The organism is Candidatus Streptomyces philanthi (genome assembly GCF_059553635.1).
Map to the genome: position 1 here is coordinate 1 of NZ_JCANQV010000117.1, position 17678 is coordinate 17678.

A 17678-nucleotide genomic window follows, 5' to 3' on the forward strand; every position below is an offset into this window, starting at 1 on the left:
GCACCGCCTGGCTGGCCGCCGCCCGCCGCGCCCTGACCGACGCGCCCCACGAGGCGTTCGGCTACGGCACCGCGCAGGGCCGCCCCGAGCTGCGGGCCGTCCTCGCCGACTACCTCGCCCGCGCCCGCGGGGTACGCGCCGACCCCGACCGCATCGTCGTCTGCGCCGGGTTCATGCAGGCCCTGAGCCTGGTCGGCCGGGCGCTGCGGACGGACGCCGCCGACCGGATCGCCACCGAGTCGTACGGGCTGTCCTTCCACCGCGACGTCCTCAGCCGCGCCGGACTGGGCACCGTCCCCCTCACCGTCGACGCGCACGGCGCCCGCACCGGGGAACTGACCGGCCTGGCCCGGGTGCGGGCGGCGCTGCTGACGCCCGCCCACCAGTTCCCCACCGGCGTACCGCTGCACCCCCACCGCCGCGCCGCCGCGATCGACTGGGCCCGCGCGACCGGCGGGGTGATCCTGGAGGACGACTACGACGGCGAGTTCCGGTACGACAGGCAGCCCGTCGGCGCCCTGCAAGGGCTCGACCCCGAACGGGTCGTCTATCTCGGCACCACCAGCAAGAGCCTCGCCCCCGCCCTGCGGATCGCGTGGATGGTGCTGCCCGACCACCTTGTGGACCCGGTCCTCGCCGTCAAGGACACCGGCGAATGGGGGCTCGGCTCGCTGGACCAGCTCACCCTCGCCACCTTCCTCTCCTCGGGCGCCTACGACCGCCATCTGCGCGGGATGCGGCTGCGTTACCGGCGCCGCCGCGACCGGCTCGTCACGTCGCTCGCCGCCCGCGCCCCGCACCTGGCGGTCTCCGGCATCGCCGCCGGACTCCACGCCGTCCTCGACCTGCCGCCCGGCACCGAACGGTCCGTCGTCGAGGCCGCCCGCTGGCAGGGCCTCGCGTTGGCGGGCCTGTCCCCGTTCCGCGACCCGGCGGCACCCGTCCCCGTACGGGAGGGCCTGGTCGTGGCGTACGGGCGGCCGCCGGAGCACGCCTTCGCCGGGGTGCTGGACGCGCTGCTGCGGGCACTGCCGGGGGCGCCCGGGGGATAGGGGGTGTTGGACAATTCCCGGCTGCCTCGCGACGCCAGGCGCGCACCGGCCGCTGAAAGTCCCCCTCCGGGCGGGCGACGCGACGTCCGCCCCAGGCCGCTCGAACAGCCCGTACGACCGCCCCCTAGGCTGACCCAGCCACGACAACTGTTCACGGGGGAGTGACACACATGTCCGAAAAGGCGCGCCGCAGGCTGCGGTCGAGCACGGTGATCCTCGGCGGGATGGGCGCGCTCGCCGCCGCCCTGACCTCCTGCGGCTCCGAGCCCGACAAACGCTGTGTGGACCGCGACAGCTACGACATCGTCCGGGGCTACCGCGTCGTCGACACCAAGAACTGCACGACCGGCGGTACCACCTCGTCCGGCGGCCACCGCGGCGTCTCCCACGGCAAGAGCGGGCGCGGCGGCGCCCCGCGGCCCGTCGACGGCGCGTGGTACTACGACCCGAAGACCAAGAAGGGCTCCTACGTCGACAACGGCACCTTCAGCAGGACCCAGGCCGTCGACCGCGGCGGCTTCGGCTGCTCCGGGAGCGGCCACAGCAGCCACACCCACCGCATAGGCGGCTGACCGGCATGGAACGGCACATCCTCACCCCGCGCCCCGGCTGGCAGCGGACCGTCGAGGCACAGGGCCTGATCTACCCGCTCACCCGCTACCCCGACGACTCCCTGCGCCCCTACTGGGACGAGAGCGCCTACTACTCCTTCACCCTGCCCGAGATCGAGGCGCTGGAGGAGACCGTCGAGGAACTGCACACCATGTGCCTGGCCGCCGCCGGCCACCTCGTCACCCGCCACCGCCTCGCCGACCTCGGCATCACCGATCCGCGCCTCGCCGCCCTCGTCACCGAGTCCTGGCACCGGAGGGACGAACTCCCCTCCCTCTACGGACGGTTCGACCTGCGCTACGACGGCACCGGCCCGGCCACCCTGCTGGAGTACAACGCCGACACCCCGACCTCACTGATCGAGGCCGCGGGACCGCAGTGGTTCTGGCTGGAGGAACGGTTCCCCGGCGCCGACCAGTGGAACTCCCTCCACGAACGGCTCGTCGACGCCTGGCGGCGGCAGGCCCCGCTCCTCCCGCCCGGCGCCCCGCTGCACTTCGCCCACTCGTCCGCCGACGAACTCGGCGAGGACCTGATGACCGTCGCCTACCTGGAGGAGACGGCACGCCAGGCCGGCCTGGAGACCGTGTCCGTCCCCATGGAGGAGATCGGCTGGGACCACCTCACCGGCCGCTTCGTCGACCAGCGCCTCCGCTTCGTCCGCGCCTGCTTCAAGCTCTACCCCTGGGAATGGCTCGCCACCGACCGCTTCGGCCCGCACGTCCTGGACACCCTCGACAACGGCGGCGGCACCGGCAGCACCCTGTGGATCGAACCGGCCTGGAAGATGCTGCTCTCCAACAAGGCCCTCCTCGCCGTCCTCTGGGAGCTGTACCCCGGGCATCCCAACCTGGTGCCCGCCTACCTCGACGGGCCGCGCGAGCTGGCCCGGACCACCGGGTACGCCGCCAAACCCCTCCTCGGCCGCGAGGGCGAGGGCGTCACCCTGCACCCGGCCGGTTCCCCGCCCGCGCCCAGGGACGCCGACGACCCCTGCTGCTACCAGGCCCTGGCGCCGCTGCCCGACTTCGACGGCAACCGGGTGGTGCTCGGCGCCTGGACCGTCGGGGACGAGGCGGCCGGACTCGGCATCCGCGAGTCGGCGGGGCCGGTGACGGACGAGTACGCGCGGTTCGTCCCCCACCTGATCCGCTGACCGCTACGGCGCCGCCGCCCGCATCCGGGCCAGCACCTCCCGCAGCCGCGCCAGCCCCAGGTCCAGGTCCTCCTCCCCGATCACCAGCGGGGGAGCGAGGCGCAGCGTCCTGCCGTGCGTCTCCTTCACCAGGACCCCGCGCTCCATCAGTCGCTCCGCCACCCGCCGGCCACTGCCGAGCGCCGGGGCGACGTCCACCCCGGCCCACAGCCCCCGCCCGCGCACCGCCTCCACCGTGCCGTCCTCGGCCAGCAGCCCCAGCGCCTCGTGCAGCCGCGCGCCCAGCACCGCCGCCCGCTCCTGGAACTCCCCGGTCCGCAGCATCGCGACGACCTCCTCGGCCACCGCGCACGCCAGCGGATTCCCGCCGAACGTCGAACCGTGCTCGCCCGGACCGAACACCCCCAGCACCTCCCGCGACGACACCACCGCCGACACCGGCACCACCCCGCCGCCCAGCGCCTTGCCCAGCACATACACATCGGGGACCACCCCCTCGTGGTCGCAGGCGAAGGTCCGGCCGGTGCGGGCCAGCCCCGACTGGATCTCGTCCGCGACGAACAGCACGTTCCGCTCGCGGGTCAGCTCCCGTACGCGCCGCAGGTACCCCGGCGGCGGCACCAGCACCCCCGCCTCCCCCTGGACGGGCTCCAGCAGCACCGCCACCGTGTCCGCGTCCAGCGCCTGGGCCAGCGCCTCCGTGTCGCCGTACGGGACGACCGTGAAACCGGGGGTGTACGGGCCGAAGCCGGTGCGGGCGGCGGGGTCGGTGGAGAAGGAGACGAGGGTGGTGGTGCGGCCGTGGAAGTTGTTCTCCGCCACGATGATCCTGGCGCGGCCGTCCGGGACGCCCTTGACCTCGTAGCCCCACTTCCGGGCCGCCTTCACCGCCGTCTCCACCGCCTCGGCGCCGGTGTTCATCGGCAGCACCGTCTCCATCCCGCACAGCTCGGCCAGCCCGTCGCACAGCGCGGCGAACCGGTCGTGCTGGAAGGCGCGCGAGGTGAGCGTGACCCGCTCCAGCTGCGCCCGTGCGGCGGCCAGCAGCCGGGGATGGCGGTGCCCGAAGTTCAGTGCGGAGTACCCGGCCAGGAAGTCCAGGTAGCGCCGTCCCGCCACATCCGTCACCCAGGCCCCGTCGGCGCTCGTGATCACCACGGGCAGCGGACGGTAGTTGTGCGCGCTGTGCGCCTCGGCGGCCGCCAGCGCGCGCCGCGTGACGGCGTCCGGGCGCGCGCCCTCGTCTTCCGCGGCGGACATCGGCGACTCCCTTCGGCGGGCGGGACCGCTCCGCCGGGCCCCGCCATGGGCGGCGGCCCGGCCGCCCCGGGACGAGCGGCATCCCCCGCCCGGGGCCGGGGACGTTCGCGGACCTGAGACAATCAATGCCATGGCTCTCGATCGTCCGCGTGTGCTCTCCGGCATTCAGCCCACCGCCGGCTCCTTCCACCTCGGCAACTACCTCGGTGCGGTACGCCAGTGGGTGGCCCTCCAGGAGTCCCACGACGCCTTCTACATGGTCGTCGACCTGCATGCGATCACCGTCCCGCAGGACCCGGCCGAGCTGCGCCGCAACACCCGGGTGGCCGTCGCGCAGCTGCTGGCCGCCGGGATCGACCCGGAGCGCTGCACCCTGTTCGTGCAGAGCCATGTGCCCGAGCACGCCCAGCTCGGCTGGGTGATGAACTGCGTCACCGGTTTCGGCGAGGCGTCCCGGATGACCCAGTTCAAGGACAAGTCGGCCAAGCACGGCGCCGACCGCACCACCGTCGGACTGTTCACCTACCCGGTGCTGATGGTCGCCGACATCCTCCTCTACCAGGCGGACCAGGTCCCCGTCGGCGAGGACCAGCGCCAGCACCTGGAGCTGACCCGCGACCTCGCGGAGCGGTTCAACACCCGCTTCGGGGACACCTTCACCGTCCCCAACCCGTACATCGTCAAGGAGACGGCGAAGATCTTCGATCTCCAGGACCCGTCGATCAAGATGAGCAAGTCGGCGTCCTCGCCGAAGGGCATCATCGACCTCCTCGACGAGCCCAAGGCCACCGCCAAGAAGATCAAGAGCGCCGTCACGGACACCGACACCGTGATCCGCTTCGACCGCGAGGCCAAGCCCGGCGTCAGCAACCTCCTCACCATCCTCTCCACCCTCACCGGTACGGACGTGCCGCAGCTGGAGAAGGACTACGAGGGCAAGGGCTACGGCGCCCTCAAGACCGACCTCGCCGAGGTCATGGTCGACTTCGTCACGCCCTTCCGGGACCGTACCCAGGCGTTCCTGGAGGACCCCGCGACGCTCGACGCGATCCTCGCCAAGGGCGCCGAGAAGGCCCGCGCGGTCGCCGCCGAGACCCTGGCCGCCACGTACGACCGGCTCGGCTTCCTGCCCGCCAAGCACTGACCGGACCGGTGGCGGGGCACCGCCTCGCCACCCCCGGCCCGAAGGCCCTCCGGAAGGGGCCTTCGGACCCCCGCGACAGGTCCGAGGACGCCCCCGCCCCACGGCACACCACCGTCACACTGGGGCGGTGCGCGGTGCCTCGGACAGATCGCGGCCGCACCACGTCGCACGGCCGTACGACCCGACGGCCGTGCGACGCCACCGAAGCATCCGGGGTCCGGAGGGAGAACGCAGTGGGGACCGTAACGCTGGGCGTTTCGATCGCGGTCCCGGAGCCTTACGGCAGCTTCCTTCAAAGGCAGCGCGAAGGCTTCGGGGACGCGGCCGCACACGGCATCCCCACCCACATCACCCTCCTGCCACCCACCGAGGTCGACGCCGGGGCGCTGCCCCGCGTCGGACGCCACCTCGCCGACGTCGCCGCCGCCTCCCGGCCCTTCCCCCTGCGCCTGGAGGGCACCGACACCTTCCGGCCGGTGTCCCCGGTCGTCTTCGTCAAGGTCGTCGAGGGCGCGGACGGCTGCGCGGCCCTCCAGGCGCGCGTCCGCGCCGCCTCCGGCCCCTGCGCCCGCGAGCTCCAGTTCCCGTACCACCCGCACGTCACGGTGGCCCACGGCATCGACGAGGCGGCCATGGACCGCGCCCAGACCGAACTGAAGGACTTCACCGCCACCTGGACGATCGGCGGCTTCGCCCTGTACGAGCAGGGCGCGGACGCCGTCTGGCGCCTCCAGCGCGAGTACCCCTTCGGCCCCCGCTCCGCCACCCTTCCCCGCCAGGCCGATCTGACCCGGCCGCCCGCCTCGTCGCGCTGAGACGTGCGTGTTTCTCGTGGCGGAGCACGCTTCCTGTGACGGCGCACGCTTCCCGTGGGTGAGGGGCGGCGATTCCGGGGTATGCGGATGATCAAATTCCGGATCATGGTCCGGGACCGCGCCGGGCGTCCCCGTCACCCCTGACACCCCGACGGACGGCGCGGACACCGCACGGACGAGGGGAAGACACGCCATGGACTGGCTGCGCCGACTGCCGGTGATCGGACCGGCCGTCACCTGGCTGATGACCACCCACCTCTGGCACGCGTACACCCGCATGCAACGCGTCCACTGGACCCGGCTCGCCGCCGCGATCACCTTCACCAGCTTCGTCGCGCTCTTCCCCCTGCTCACCGTCGCCGCGGCCGTCGGCGCCGCCCTGCTCGACGCCCGCCAACTGCACGCCCTGGAGACCAAGCTCGCCGAACAGGTCCCCGGCATCTCCGCCCAGCTCGACCTCGCCGGACTGGTCGACAACGCCGGAACCGTCGGAGTGATCGCCGGCGCCGTCCTGTTCTTCGTCGGCATCGGCTGGGTCGACTCGCTGCGCGACTGCCTGCGCGCCGTGTGGGAGAAGCCCGACGAGAACGGCAACTTCTTCGTCGGCAAGGCCCGGGACGCCGCCCTGCTCATCGGCCTCGGCGGCGTCGCCCTGCTCTCCGTCGCCTGCTCCGCCTTCGCCACCGCGGCGGTCGGCAAGGCCGCGGAGGCGATCGGCCTGGCCGAGGGCGGCGTCGGCAGCATGCTGCTGTCCGTCGCCGGGTTCTGCATCGCCGTCGTCGCCGACCTGCTGCTGCTCCTGTACGTCCTGACCGGACTGCCCGGCGTCCGGCCGCCGCGCCGCACCGTCCTCGTCGCGGCCCTCATCGGCGCGGTCGGGTTCGAACTGCTGAAGCTGCTGCTCAGCGGCTACCTCAAGGGCGTCGCCGCGAAGAGCATGTACGGCGCCTTCGGCACACCCGTCGCCCTCCTCCTGTGGATCAACTTCACCGCGAAGCTGCTGGTCTTCTGCGCGGCGTGGACGGCCACCCGGAGGGAGAAGCGCGGAGCGCCGGAAACCGGGCCCGAGGGGGGCGACGGGCCGGGGGAGCGGGCCTGAGAGGCGGCGGCGCACTGACGTGCGGCAGGGGGTGCGCCGCGGTCCGTGCGCGGCGCACCCCGTCCCTTCGCCTCAGCCGCGCGCCCGCCGGCGTCCCGGCGCGGGGCGCGGCTTGCGCCGGCGGAGGCCGACGGTGACGGCGCCCGCGACGACCAGTGCGCCGCCCGCCACACCCAGCGCCGTCCACATGCCGGGGCCGCCACCCCCGTCCAGCGACGCCTGCGTCGTCCCCTCGCCGCCCTTGTCGCGTCCCGCGCCGGGCTTCGTGGCGTCGCCCTCCTCGCTCCGGGGGCCGACCAGCCTGCCGACCGGCTCCACCTTGCCCGAGGCGCTGAAGCCCCAGTCGAACAGCTTCGCGGTCTCCTTGTACGCCTCGTTGTGGCCGGGCCTGTCCGGGTGCATGACGGTGACCAGCAGCTTGCGGCCACCACGCTCGGCGAGCCCGGTGAACGTCGACCCGGCGTTGGTCGTCGAACCGTTCTTCACCCCGGCGATCCCCGGGTACGGCTTGATGTCGAAGTCGCCGCTGAGCAGCCGGTTGGTGTTCTGGATGCCGAACGACTCCCGCTTGCCGTCCTTCCCCTTGTCGCCGGGGAACTGCGCGCTCGCCGTCGAGCAGTACTCACGGAAGTCCGCGTTCCGCAGCCCGGCACGGGCGAACAGGCTCAGGTCGTACGCGCTGGAGACCTGGCCCGGCGCGTCATAGCCGTCCGGAGTGACGACATGGGTGTCGGTGGCGTTCAGCTCCTTGGCCTGCTTGCGCATCTCGGCGACCGTGGCCTCCGTACCGCCGTTCATCGCCGAGAGCGTGTGCACCGCGTCGTTGCCCGAACGCAGGAACACCCCGAGCCACAGGTCGTGCACCGTGTAGCTCAGGTTCTCCTTTATCCCGACCAGGCTGCTGCCCTCACCCATGCCCTGGAGGTCCGCGGGCTTGACCGTGTACTTCTGGTTCTTGGGGAACTTCGGCAGCAGCGTGTCGGCGAACAGCATCTTCAGCGTGCTGGCCGGGGCCAGCCGCCAGTGCGCGTTCTTCGCGGCCAGTACCTCGCCGGAATCCGCGTCCGACACGATCCACGACCGCGACGAGATCTCCTCGGGCAGCTTCGGCGCCCCCTCCTTCGGCTGCACCTGGACACCGGGCCGGCCCAGCAGCTCACCGCCCACCCGCGACATCGTGGCGGGCGGCCGCGGCGTCTTCACCGCGTCCTTGCCGTCCCCGGGGGCGGCGTGGGCGACCCCGCCGACCAGCACCAGCGGGGAGGCGAGCAGGGCGGAGGAGGCGGTCAGGACCGCCGCGCGCCCGGGCAGCGCCCGGCGCATACGGGGCACGAGACGGCGCGGGCCGGCCGCGCGCTCCGGCGCCCGCGCGGGCGGCTCGGGACACGCACCGGAACGGGGCCGCGGCACGGAACGCGCGGCCGAGGAGACGGGGAGGGCGGCAGAGGCGGAGGCCGCCGCTGACGGGGCGGAGGCTGAGGAGGTCGTCGGCACGTCGGTGAACGTACCCGCCCACACCCCCGCCCCGGACGCCGCCCCACGGACGAGCGCCCCCGACGACCCCTGACCGGACGGTGTACCCATACTGGAAACCATGAAGCTCTCTCGCCCCGTGTCCTGGTTCCTGCTCGCCTTCGGGGTCTGGAGCTGGTTCATCTGGATCACTTTCGTCAAGAATCTCGTCAAGGACGGGAGCGGACTCGCGTTCGACGACGCGGGGGACCCGACCGCCTATTTCTGGGTCCACCTGCTGCTCGCCGTGACGTCCTTTCTTCTGGGGACGGCAATCGGAGTGATCGGGTTCCGCGGCGTACGCGCCCTGGGACGCGGCAAGCCGGACGACCCGACCAGCTGATCCGCACACCGCCGCGCCCCCGCACGGTGGGGGCGCGCCCTCGCCGTACGCGCCGGGGCTCGCACACCGGAACGCGGCCGGGCGCCCGTAAGCGCCCCCGGCCCGCCGCCCCGGTGACGAACCACTCACGAAGTGCACCCGAACCATCCGTCGAATCGGACACATCCCGACATTCGCCTTTGCCTTGCCGGACGCCAACTCCCTATCCTTACTGCGGGGTTTACGTCGCCCTTACCGAGAGCGCGCCACGGGGGGTGCGACCGGGGCGCACGCGGACCGCGGGAAGCGGGGGAGCACGGTCATGGGCGAGAAGTTCCGGGTCGATCTCGACGAACTGGACGGCGTCGTACGCCAGCTCAAGCACCTTCAGGCAGACATGGACGAACCCAGCCAGAAGGTGAAGTACAGCACGTCGATTCCTAAGAGTGCGTTCGGTGTGAACTTCCAGGAGGCCGAGAAGCTCGCCTCCGCACACGACGACATGCAGCAGTACATGGCGCAGGTGGTCAAGGCGCTCCAGGACCTCATCAAGGAGTTCGGCGACAAGACCGAGGCCAGCCGGGGTGCCTACGAGGACCAGGAGCACGCCACAAAGGTGTCGATGAACGGCTGAGCAGTTGGTTCGTCCGGGGCACGGAGGGTGACGACGAAAGGGGGCCTGCATGGTTGACGCCCGGCAGGAATACGAGAGCGCCAAGATGATGGAGCGGCAGCGAAAGGATGAGGAGCGCGCCGAACGACTGAAGTCGTTCAAGGGGCAGCGCGTTGTCCCCACCTCGCCGTCCGACTTCCATCACCACGGCATCAACGCATTGCGCGCGATGATCGAAAACGCCAGCCCGGAGGCCATCGAGACCTCCGGCGGCCACTGGCGGGCATCCGCCGACCGGCTCGCGGGCGAGGACGGACGCGGTGGTATCCGCAAGGCGTTCATGGACGCCGTCGAGCGCGCGTCGGCGCACTGGGAGGGTTCCGCGGCCGACGCGTTCCGCCGGGAGGCGGGCAAGGTGCTCGACAAGCTCGACCGCACGTACCAGCACGCCCGCATCGTCGAGGCGACCCTGATCGGCTCGCGTGGCTCGGGTGCGGGCGGCGGCGTGGCACACAGCCTGCGCGAGGCCAAGAAGGCCATGTCGAAGATCAAGGATCCGGGCCTCTGGGACCGTGCCATGGACGAGAGCGGCGACGACAGCCAGTTCAAGAAGGACATGGCGAACCCGAAGATGGACGCCCGCATGGCACTGGAGCTCAACCGGGACAACCTGTCCCTCACCAAGGAGCGCCAGGTCGAGGCCGTCGTCGTCATGGAGGAGCTGGCGGCCAACTACGACGGCAACAGCACGCGGCTGCGCGAGGGCACTGGCATCGGCACCCACGGCGACTGGCCGGTGCCGCCCGCGACCACGCCCGCGCCGCCGCCCGTCAACATGCCCGTCACGGGCGGTACGCGGCCGCAGCCCACCACGGTGGCGCCGGGCGGGAGCGCCGTTCCCCGGGGCTTCGGCCGCCCGGTGACCGGTGCCCCCGGTGCGGGCCACACGGGCGGCGGCTTCTCCGGGGGCGGCCGTACCGGTACCGGTCTTCCCAAGGCCGGCCTCCCCGTTCTCCCGGCCCGTACCGGACTCGACAGCCTGCACGACAGCACGCTCACCCCGCCGCCGACCGCCGGAGGCGCCGTCGGCCCCAAGCCCGGTGGTGGCCAGGGAACCCCCGGCGGTCCGGGGGGCGGTCTTCCGGCTGGGGCGGTGCCGCCGGGCCTCATCGGGGTGCCGGGCGGAACCCGGGGTTCCGGGGGCGGAGGCCGTGGCGCGGGTGGTGGCGGTGTGGTCGGAGGCAAGGGCGCGGCCGGTGGTATCGGCGGTTTCGGTGGTGCGCGCGGGGGTGCCGTGGGCGGTACGGGCGGTGGCGCCCGGCGTCCCGGCGCCGGGACGGGAACCGGTGGCGGGACGACCCCCGGCGGCCCGGCCGGTGGCGCCAAGCAGGGAGGCGCCGGGCTGCACCGCAGCCGTGGCGGCACCCAGGCCGGCATGCCGGGTATGGCGGGCGCGGCCGGCAAGGGCAAGGACAAGGACAAGAGGCAGTCCGGCAAGGAGCGTCCCGACTACCTTGTCGAGGATGAGGAGACGTGGGCCTCGCGGCGTAATGTGGCGCCACGCGTCATCGAGTAGACCCCACCACCGTCCTACGGCGGCGCGGCGAACGGGGCCCGGCCTCGTTCGCCGCGCCGCCGCCCTGGCAGCAGCACGGCAGAAGGAGAGAACCATGAGGGTCACCCGGACACTGCGCGCGATGGGCGTCGCCGCACTCTCCGGAGCACTGCTGCTGACCGCGAGCGGCACCGCCGCCGCGGACCGTATCCGCGACGAGCAGTGGCCGTTGACCGCGTTCGGGGCGGACGAGCTGTGGAAGACGGCGACCGGCAAGGGGGTCACCGTCGCCGTGCTGGACAGCGGATTCCGGACCACTCACCAGGACCTGACCGGGGTGTTCCTGCCTGGCCCGGACTTCGCGAAGGCGACACAGGACGAAGCGGCCAAGCAGCTGCCGCCCGGCAAGGACATCCGTGACCATGGCACGGCGATGGCTTCCGTCATCGCGGGCCACGGACACGGTCCGGGCGGCTCGGCGGGGGTGAAGGGGCTGGCGCCCGACGCGAAGATCCTTCCCGTACCGGAGTACAAGAACAGCGGGCAGGCGACGCGGTGGGCCGTGGAGCACGGCGCGGACGTGATCAACATGTCCTATGGCGAGAGTCTTACGCGTGACACCTGTGAGTCCATCCGGTACGCCCTCGAAAAGGGCGTAGTGGTCGTGGCGGCCGCGGGTAACGACGGCTGGTCCAAGAAGAGTTACCCCGTGGGGTGCCCCGGGGCGATCGGCGTCGGCTCCGTCGACAAGTACGGCAAGTCCGCCGACGCCAACAATGCCAACTCCGATATGGACCTCCTCGCCCCCGGCGAACGCATCCCCGTCGCCATGGGCAAGTCCGACTCCGACTACCGCACCGCCGACGGCAGTTCCGCCGCCACGGCGTACGTGTCCGCCGCCGTGGCGCTGCTGAAGGAGAAGTTCCCGGACCTCACCCCCGGCCAGATCGCCAATCGGCTCGTCAAGACGGCGGGGCTGGCGCAGGCCGAGAAGGACAAGAACCTCAAGCTGCCCGACGCGCACTACGGTTACGGCTACATCCAGCCCGGCCCCGCCCTGCGGCGCACCATCGCCGCCGGGCCGGCGGAAGGGCCGCTGCCGATGCCGCAGGGCAAGGCACCGGAGCAGCCGGTCCTCCCCGGCGCCGACCGGCCCGCCGCGAACGCCCGGGACGAGAAGGGCGGCGGCGCGCTGCTCTACGGGGGGATCGCCGCGGGCGGGGTGCTTGTCGTCGGCGCTGCGGTGGCCGGAGTGGTCGTGAGCCGGCGGAGGAAGGCCGCGGGCGGGCAGGGCCTGGGCTGAGACGGGGCATGGCCGGGACGGGGCGGGGACAGGCGAGGACGGGGCCGCAGGTCCAGGCCCCGCCCCTCGCTAATTCGAGTGACGTCGCCGTTCCCCTGTTGTTAGCGTCCGCGACCATGGACCCGCTCAGCGAAAAACAGATCCGCGCCTCGTTCGTCAACTGCTCGAAGGGCGAGGCGAGCCGTATCAACCTTCCCGCCGGTCTGGGAGAACTCCCCTGGGACGACCTGGACTTCCTCGGATGGCGTGACCCGGGGGCGCCGGACCGCAGCTATCTGGTGGCGCCGCGCGGGGACGGGGTGATGGGGGTCACCCTGCGGGTGCCGAGCGGGGTGCGGCGGAGCTTCACCAAGACGACGGTCTGTTCGATCTGTGTCACCGGCCACCCCGGTTCGGGCGTCGCTCTGCTCGCCGCCCGCCGGGCCGGCGCCGCCGGGCGGCAGGGCAACACCGTCGGGACGTACCTCTGCGCCGACCTCGCCTGCTCCCTCTACGTACGCGGCCGCAAGCGGTCGCAGCTCGCCGGCCGGCACGAGGAGTCGCTGTCGCTGGAGGAGCGGATCGCCCGCACCGTGGGCAACCTGGACGCGTTCCTGGACAAGGTGCTGGGCGAGGCGTAACGGCGGCCCCGAGCGGCACGCGGCCGCCCGTCCCGTCACAGCCCCTCCTCCAGGAACCTCCCCACCATCCCCACCCACTCCTCCGGCCTTTCGAGCATCGGCAGACGGCCTGAGGCGATCTCCGCGTACCCGGACGCAGCTCGACGCCGAGATCGGGGAACTCCTCCTCCGCCGCGCCGCGCTGGAGCGCTACGCGGATCTGATGCGGCAGCGGCACACCGAGGACGCGGCGCTGGCGGCGTTGGCCCTGCGCTCGGCGTAGGGCCGGTGGTGCCCGTACGCCTGAGGGCCCCGCTTCCGTACGTGTCGCGCACGGAAGCGGGGCCCTCGGGAAGGGACCGGTGCGGCCGGACGGGGGCCCGGTCGCGGTCAGGTCAGAAGCGGCGCGTGATCAGGGCCCGCTTGACCTCCTGGATGGCCTTGGTGACCTCGATACCGCGCGGGCAGGCGTCCGTGCAGTTGAAGGTCGTCCGGCAGCGCCAGACGCCGTCCTTGTCGTTGAGGATCTCCAGGCGCTGCTCGCCGCCCTCGTCGCGCGAGTCGAAGATGAAGCGGTGCGCGTTGACGATCGCGGCCGGGCCGAAGTACTGGCCGTCGTTCCAGAACACCGGGCACGAGGTGGTGCACGCGGCACACAGGATGCACTTGGTGGTGTCGTCGAAGCGCTCGCGGTCCTCGGCGGACTGCCGCCGCTCACGGGTCGGCTCGTTGCCGGTCGTGATCAGGAACGGCATGACGTCGCGGTACGCCTGGAAGAACGGCTCCATGTCCACGACCAGGTCCTTGAGGACCGTCAGGCCCTTGATGGCCTCGATCGTGATCGGCTTCTCCGGGTTGATGTCCTTGATCAGCGTCTTGCACGCCAGACGGTTCTTGCCGTTGATGCGCATGGCGTCGGAGCCGCAGATGCCGTGGGCGCAGGACCGGCGGAAGGTCAGCGAACCGTCCTGGTCCCACTTGATCTTGTGGAGGGCGTCCAGGACGCGCTCCTTCGGGTCGATCTCCAGCTGGAAGTCCTGCCAGCTGGCCTCCTCGGAGACCTCCGGGTTGAACCGGCGGATCCGGAAGGTGACCTTGATCAGGTGAGAAGCGCCGTTCTCGGCCGCGTCCAGTGCGGCGGAGTGCTTCTCCACGGTGGGGGTGCTCATCAGTACTTACGCTCCATCGGCTGGTAGCGGGTCTGGACGACCGGCTTGTAGTCGAGGCGGATCGACTCGGAGCCGTCTGCGCCCACCTCGCGGTACGCCATGGTGTGCCGCATGAAGTTGACGTCGTCGCGGTTGGGGTAGTCCTCGCGGTAGTGACCGCCGCGGGACTCCTTGCGGGCGAGCGCGGACACGGCCATCACCTCGGCCAGGTCGAGCAGGTTGCCCAGCTCGATGGCCTCCAGCAGGTCGGTGTTGAACCGCTTGCCCTTGTCCTGGATGGACACGTTCCGGTAGCGCTCGCGCAGCTCGCCGATCTTCTCGACCGCGGTCTTGATCGTCTGCTCGGTGCGGAACACCATCACATTGGCGTCCATGCACTCCTGGAGCTCCTTGCGGAGGTCCGCCACCCGCTCGTTGCCGGTGGACGAGCGCAGCCGCTCGACCTGGTCGACGACCTGCTGCGCCGGGTCCTCGGGCAGCTCGACGAAGTCGGCGTCCGCGGAGTACTCGGCGGCGGCGATGCCGGCCCGGCGCCCGAAGACGTTGATGTCCAGGAGCGAGTTGGTGCCCAGGCGGTTGGCGCCGTGGACGGAGACGCAGGCGACCTCGCCGGCGGCGTACAGGCCCGGCACGACGGTGGTGTTGTCGGCCAGCACCTCGCCCTCGACGTTGGTCGGGATGCCGCCCATCGCGTAGTGCGCGGTCGGCTGGATCGGGATCGGGTCCGTGTAGGGCTCGATACCGAGGTAGGTGCGCGCGAACTCGGTGATGTCGGGCAGCTTGGCGTCCAGCTGCTCCGGCGGCAGGTGGGTGAGGTCGAGGTAGACGTGGTCGCCCTCGGGACCGCAGCCGCGGCCCTCGCGGATCTCGGTGTAGATGGACCGCGAGACGACGTCACGCGAGGCGAGGTCCTTCATGACGGGCGCGTACTTCTCCATGAAGCGCTCGCCGTCCTTGTTGCGGAGGATGCCGCCCTCACCGCGGGCGCCCTCGGTCAGGAGGATGCCCATGCGCCAGATGCCGGTCGGGTGGAACTGGAAGAACTCCATGTCCTCCAGCGGCAGGCCCCGGCGCCAGGCCGCGGCCTGGCCGTCACCGGTCAGGGTGTGCGCGTTGGAGGTCACCTTGAAGAACTTGCCGGTGCCGCCGGACGCGAAGATGATCGCCTTCGCCTGGAAGACGTGGATCTCGCCGGTGGCCAGCTCGTAGGCGACGACGCCCGCGGACTTCTTGACCCCGTCGACCTCGTTGAGCAGCAGGTCCAGGACGTAGAACTCGTTGAAGAACTCCACGCCCTCCTTGACGCAGTTCTGGTACAGCGTCTGGAGGATCATGTGGCCGGTGCGGTCCGAGGCGTAGCAGGACCGGCGGACCGGGGCCTCACCGTGGTTACGGGAGTGACCGCCGAAGCGGCGCTGGTCGATGGTGCCGTCCGGGGTGCGGTTGAACGGCAGGCCCATCTTCTCCAGGTCGAGGACGGAGTCGATGGCCTCCTTCGCCAGGATCTCGGCGGCGTCCTGGTCGACCAGGTAGTCGCCACCCTTGATCGTGTCGAAGGTGTGCCACTCCCAGTTGTCCTCCTCGACGTTCGCGAGGGCGGCGGCCATACCGCCCTGGGCGGCGCCGGTGTGGGAGCGGGTCGGGTACAGCTTCGTCAGGACCGCGGTGCGGCTGCGCTTGGTCGACTCGATGGCCGCGCGCATGCCCGCGCCGCCGGCGCCGACGATGACGGTGTCGTACTTGTGGATCTTCATGGTCGTTACCTCAGCCCGGGTCCTATGCGATGTTCGGGTCGAAGGTGAAGATCACCAGCGTGCCCAGGAGGACGGTGAACACCGTGGCGGTGTACAGCAGCATCTTCAGCCAGAAGCGGGTGTTGTCCCGCTGCGCGTAGTCGTTGATGACGGTGCGCAGGCCGTTGGCGCCGTGCAGCATGGCGAGCCAGAGCATGACCAGGTCCCAGACCTGCCAGAACGGGGAGGCCCAGCGGCCGGCGACGAACGCGAAGCCGATCTTGGAGACGCCGCCGTCCAGCACGAGCTGGATCAGCAGGTGGCCCAGGACCAGGACGACGAGCACGATGCCGGACAGCCGCATGAACAGCCAGCCGTACAGCTCGAAGTTGGTACGCGTCGACTTCGGGGTCTTGCCGGTCCGCTTGCGCGGGGGCTCGATCACCGGGGCCGGGTTGTCCACGTCGTAGAGGGACACGGCGTCGGCGGTGGCGCCGGCGGGGGAGTGGGTTTCAGCAGACATCTCGCCTCATCAGCTCCCGAACAGCGTGCGCAGGGTGTGCTGCAGCACGGGGTAGAAGGCGCCGGCCATCAGGACGACCCAGACACCGACGACGGTCCACAGCATCTGCTTCTGGTACTTCGGGCCCTTGGACCAGAAGTCCACCGCGATGACGCGGAGACCGTTGAGCGCGTGGAACAGGATCGCGGCCACCAGGCCGTATTCCAGCAGGTTGACGATGGGCGTCTTGTAGGTCGCGACGACGGTGTCGTACGCGTCGGGGGAGACGCGGACGAGAGCGGTGTCGAGGACGTGGACGAACAGGAAGAAGAAGATGAGGACGCCGGTGACTCGGTGAGCCACCCAGGACCACATGCCTTCCCGGCCGCGGTACAGCGTTCCAGCCGGCACGGAAAAACCCTCCGGGAGCGGGGATCGGGGCCTGCCGGCTTCTCTGTCGGTCTGGCCCGGCCGGGTACGGTCCACCGGCCCCCGACATCGTAGCGACGCGTTGTCGGTTCCTCCCGCCAGGGTCCTTAGGTGTGATCAAACAGGCACCAACGGGCTACCTGGCCCATACAAACCGGGATTTTACGGACGCGGGGTGGCGTCTCGGGGGTGAGTGGGGGGTGGGGGCGGTGCGGCCCGTGGTGGCGGTGAGGGGAGTGGGGCCGGTCCCAGGGTGTCCGGAAACGGCGGTGGGCGCGGACGCGCGAGGGGCGCGCGGGCGGCTCCCCGCTCCGTCGCGCACTCCCGGAAGTGGCGCGGACGGCGCGGAAGCGGTGGGATACCGGCACGGTCCGCGCCGGGTCCCGTTCCGTGGTGTCCGACAGGTGTGAGGCGAAGGTCTGACGGAAGCTTGTCGGAGAACGGGCGGAAACCCGCTCATAGCGGAGGAAAGTGAAAGATTTCGGATGTATGCGAGCGGGTGCGGGGAAATCCGGTTGCCTGGGACGGAGCGGAGGGTGTCCGGGCGACGGCCCGTGCCTCCCCGCGCCCCGGACGGCCCCGCCCGCGCACCCGGCGGAACATCCGCCCGCTCGGCACCCTGTGCGCAGGACGCCGGGCGACGGCGTCACCGCGGTCACAGGCGCCACGCCCGCCCGGCGGATACACGGTTTTCACCCGGACGGTAGAGGGAGCACACAGCAGTGGACGCCCCGCCCGACCCGCACCCTGTCCCCCAGAAAAGCGAGGATGGCACGATGTCGAACCCGAGGCAGCAGAGACGC

Annotated in this window: 17 protein-coding genes; 11 read left to right on the top strand and 6 right to left on the bottom strand. The window is 71.6% G+C overall.

Annotation, left to right across the window (positions count from 1 at the left end):
* From AC51EU_RS15785 to AC51EU_RS15795, 3 genes are all read left to right on the top strand, one after another.
* Positions 1-1052, top strand: a 1052-nt coding sequence (locus tag AC51EU_RS15785) for an aminotransferase-like domain-containing protein (RefSeq protein ID WP_496267562.1), incomplete at its 5' end; no start/stop codon positions are given.
* 170 nt (positions 1053-1222) lie between these two features.
* Positions 1223-1624 (top strand): hypothetical protein, encoded by a 402-nt coding sequence (locus tag AC51EU_RS15790; protein ID WP_496267563.1) that lies wholly within the window; start codon positions 1223-1225, stop codon positions 1622-1624.
* A 5-nt stretch (positions 1625-1629) separates the two neighbouring features.
* On the top strand, positions 1630-2820 hold the full coding sequence (locus AC51EU_RS15795; protein WP_496267564.1) for a glutathionylspermidine synthase family protein: 1191 nt from the start codon (positions 1630-1632) through the stop codon (positions 2818-2820).
* Between the two features lie 3 nt (positions 2821-2823).
* On the opposite strand, the gene rocD is transcribed toward AC51EU_RS15795, so the two are convergent.
* The gene (gene rocD, locus AC51EU_RS15800; protein WP_496267565.1) at positions 2824-4080 is read right to left on the bottom strand and encodes an ornithine--oxo-acid transaminase; all 1257 of its coding nucleotides are present in this window, start codon (positions 4078-4080) and stop codon (positions 2824-2826) included.
* Between the two features lie 130 nt (positions 4081-4210).
* Between rocD and trpS the strand changes: the two genes are divergently transcribed.
* From trpS to AC51EU_RS15815, 3 genes are all read left to right on the top strand, one after another.
* Positions 4211-5224: a tryptophan--tRNA ligase gene (gene trpS, locus AC51EU_RS15805; RefSeq protein ID WP_496267566.1), complete on the top strand. Its 1014-nt coding sequence runs from the start codon at positions 4211-4213 to the stop codon at positions 5222-5224.
* 233 nt (positions 5225-5457) lie between these two features.
* Positions 5458-6039: a 2'-5' RNA ligase family protein gene (locus tag AC51EU_RS15810; protein ID WP_496267567.1), complete on the top strand. Its 582-nt coding sequence runs from the start codon at positions 5458-5460 to the stop codon at positions 6037-6039.
* Positions 6040-6232: 193 nt separating this feature from the next.
* Entirely contained in the window at positions 6233-7138 is a 906-nt protein-coding gene (locus AC51EU_RS15815) for a YihY/virulence factor BrkB family protein (protein WP_496267568.1), read from the top strand.
* 72 nt (positions 7139-7210) lie between these two features.
* Here AC51EU_RS15815 and AC51EU_RS15820 read toward each other — a convergent pair whose 3' ends face one another.
* Positions 7211-8461: a D-alanyl-D-alanine carboxypeptidase family protein gene (locus AC51EU_RS15820; RefSeq protein ID WP_496267569.1), complete on the bottom strand. Its 1251-nt coding sequence runs from the start codon at positions 8459-8461 to the stop codon at positions 7211-7213.
* Positions 8462-8732: 271 nt separating this feature from the next.
* Between AC51EU_RS15820 and AC51EU_RS15825 the strand changes: the two genes are divergently transcribed.
* The 5 genes from AC51EU_RS15825 (at position 8733) to AC51EU_RS15845 (ending at position 13063) form a co-directional block, all read left to right on the top strand.
* Positions 8733-8993: an SCO4848 family membrane protein gene (locus tag AC51EU_RS15825; protein WP_496267570.1), complete on the top strand. Its 261-nt coding sequence runs from the start codon at positions 8733-8735 to the stop codon at positions 8991-8993.
* Positions 8994-9294: 301 nt separating this feature from the next.
* Complete coding sequence (locus tag AC51EU_RS15830) at positions 9295-9606, top strand: hypothetical protein (RefSeq protein ID WP_496267571.1); 312 nt, start codon at positions 9295-9297, stop codon at positions 9604-9606.
* A 49-nt stretch (positions 9607-9655) separates the two neighbouring features.
* Positions 9656-11161, top strand: a complete 1506-nt coding sequence (locus tag AC51EU_RS15835) for a hypothetical protein (protein ID WP_496267572.1) — start codon at positions 9656-9658, stop codon at positions 11159-11161.
* A 94-nt stretch (positions 11162-11255) separates the two neighbouring features.
* Complete coding sequence (locus tag AC51EU_RS15840) at positions 11256-12443, top strand: S8 family peptidase (RefSeq protein WP_496267573.1); 1188 nt, start codon at positions 11256-11258, stop codon at positions 12441-12443.
* A gap of 116 nt (positions 12444-12559) precedes the next feature.
* Positions 12560-13063, top strand: a complete 504-nt coding sequence (locus AC51EU_RS15845) for an FBP domain-containing protein (RefSeq protein ID WP_496267574.1) — start codon at positions 12560-12562, stop codon at positions 13061-13063.
* Positions 13064-13437: 374 nt separating this feature from the next.
* On the opposite strand, the gene AC51EU_RS15850 is transcribed toward AC51EU_RS15845, so the two are convergent.
* The 4 genes from AC51EU_RS15850 to sdhC are packed head-to-tail and all read right to left on the bottom strand — an operon-like array spanning position 13438 to position 16857.
* Entirely contained in the window at positions 13438-14211 is a 774-nt protein-coding gene (locus AC51EU_RS15850) for a succinate dehydrogenase iron-sulfur subunit (protein ID WP_496267575.1), read from the bottom strand.
* Positions 14211-15965: a succinate dehydrogenase flavoprotein subunit gene (gene sdhA, locus AC51EU_RS15855; RefSeq protein WP_496267576.1), complete on the bottom strand. Its 1755-nt coding sequence runs from the start codon at positions 15963-15965 to the stop codon at positions 14211-14213. The genes AC51EU_RS15850 and sdhA overlap by 1 nt, the downstream gene beginning before the upstream one ends.
* Before the next feature lie 22 nt (positions 15966-15987).
* The gene (locus AC51EU_RS15860) at positions 15988-16467 is read right to left on the bottom strand and encodes a succinate dehydrogenase hydrophobic membrane anchor subunit (protein ID WP_496267577.1); all 480 of its coding nucleotides are present in this window, start codon (positions 16465-16467) and stop codon (positions 15988-15990) included.
* 9 nt (positions 16468-16476) lie between these two features.
* Positions 16477-16857 carry a succinate dehydrogenase, cytochrome b556 subunit gene (sdhC, locus tag AC51EU_RS15865; protein WP_496267578.1) on the bottom strand — a complete coding sequence of 127 codons (381 nt, stop codon included), beginning with the start codon at positions 16855-16857 and terminating at the stop codon, positions 16477-16479.
* Positions 16858-17678 lie beyond the last annotated feature (821 nt).

Coding starts and splice junctions, on each gene's coding strand:
- AC51EU_RS15840 (WP_496267573.1), top strand. CDS start 11,256: ATGAGGGTCACCCGGACACTGCGCGCGATGGGCGTCGCCGCACTCTCC.
- AC51EU_RS15845 (WP_496267574.1), top strand. CDS start 12,560: ATGGACCCGCTCAGCGAAAAACAGATCCGCGCCTCGTTCGTCAACTGC.
- AC51EU_RS15850 (WP_496267575.1), bottom strand. CDS start 14,211: ATGAGCACCCCCACCGTGGAGAAGCACTCCGCCGCACTGGACGCGGCC.
- trpS (WP_496267566.1), top strand. CDS start 4,211: ATGGCTCTCGATCGTCCGCGTGTGCTCTCCGGCATTCAGCCCACCGCC.
- rocD (WP_496267565.1), bottom strand. CDS start 4,080: ATGTCCGCCGCGGAAGACGAGGGCGCGCGCCCGGACGCCGTCACGCGG.
- AC51EU_RS15815 (WP_496267568.1), top strand. CDS start 6,233: ATGGACTGGCTGCGCCGACTGCCGGTGATCGGACCGGCCGTCACCTGG.
- AC51EU_RS15830 (WP_496267571.1), top strand. CDS start 9,295: ATGGGCGAGAAGTTCCGGGTCGATCTCGACGAACTGGACGGCGTCGTA.
- AC51EU_RS15835 (WP_496267572.1), top strand. CDS start 9,656: ATGGTTGACGCCCGGCAGGAATACGAGAGCGCCAAGATGATGGAGCGG.
- sdhA (WP_496267576.1), bottom strand. CDS start 15,965: ATGAAGATCCACAAGTACGACACCGTCATCGTCGGCGCCGGCGGCGCG.
- AC51EU_RS15860 (WP_496267577.1), bottom strand. CDS start 16,467: ATGTCTGCTGAAACCCACTCCCCCGCCGGCGCCACCGCCGACGCCGTG.
- AC51EU_RS15820 (WP_496267569.1), bottom strand. CDS start 8,461: ATGCGCCGGGCGCTGCCCGGGCGCGCGGCGGTCCTGACCGCCTCCTCC.
- AC51EU_RS15825 (WP_496267570.1), top strand. CDS start 8,733: ATGAAGCTCTCTCGCCCCGTGTCCTGGTTCCTGCTCGCCTTCGGGGTC.
- AC51EU_RS15795 (WP_496267564.1), top strand. CDS start 1,630: ATGGAACGGCACATCCTCACCCCGCGCCCCGGCTGGCAGCGGACCGTC.
- AC51EU_RS15790 (WP_496267563.1), top strand. CDS start 1,223: ATGTCCGAAAAGGCGCGCCGCAGGCTGCGGTCGAGCACGGTGATCCTC.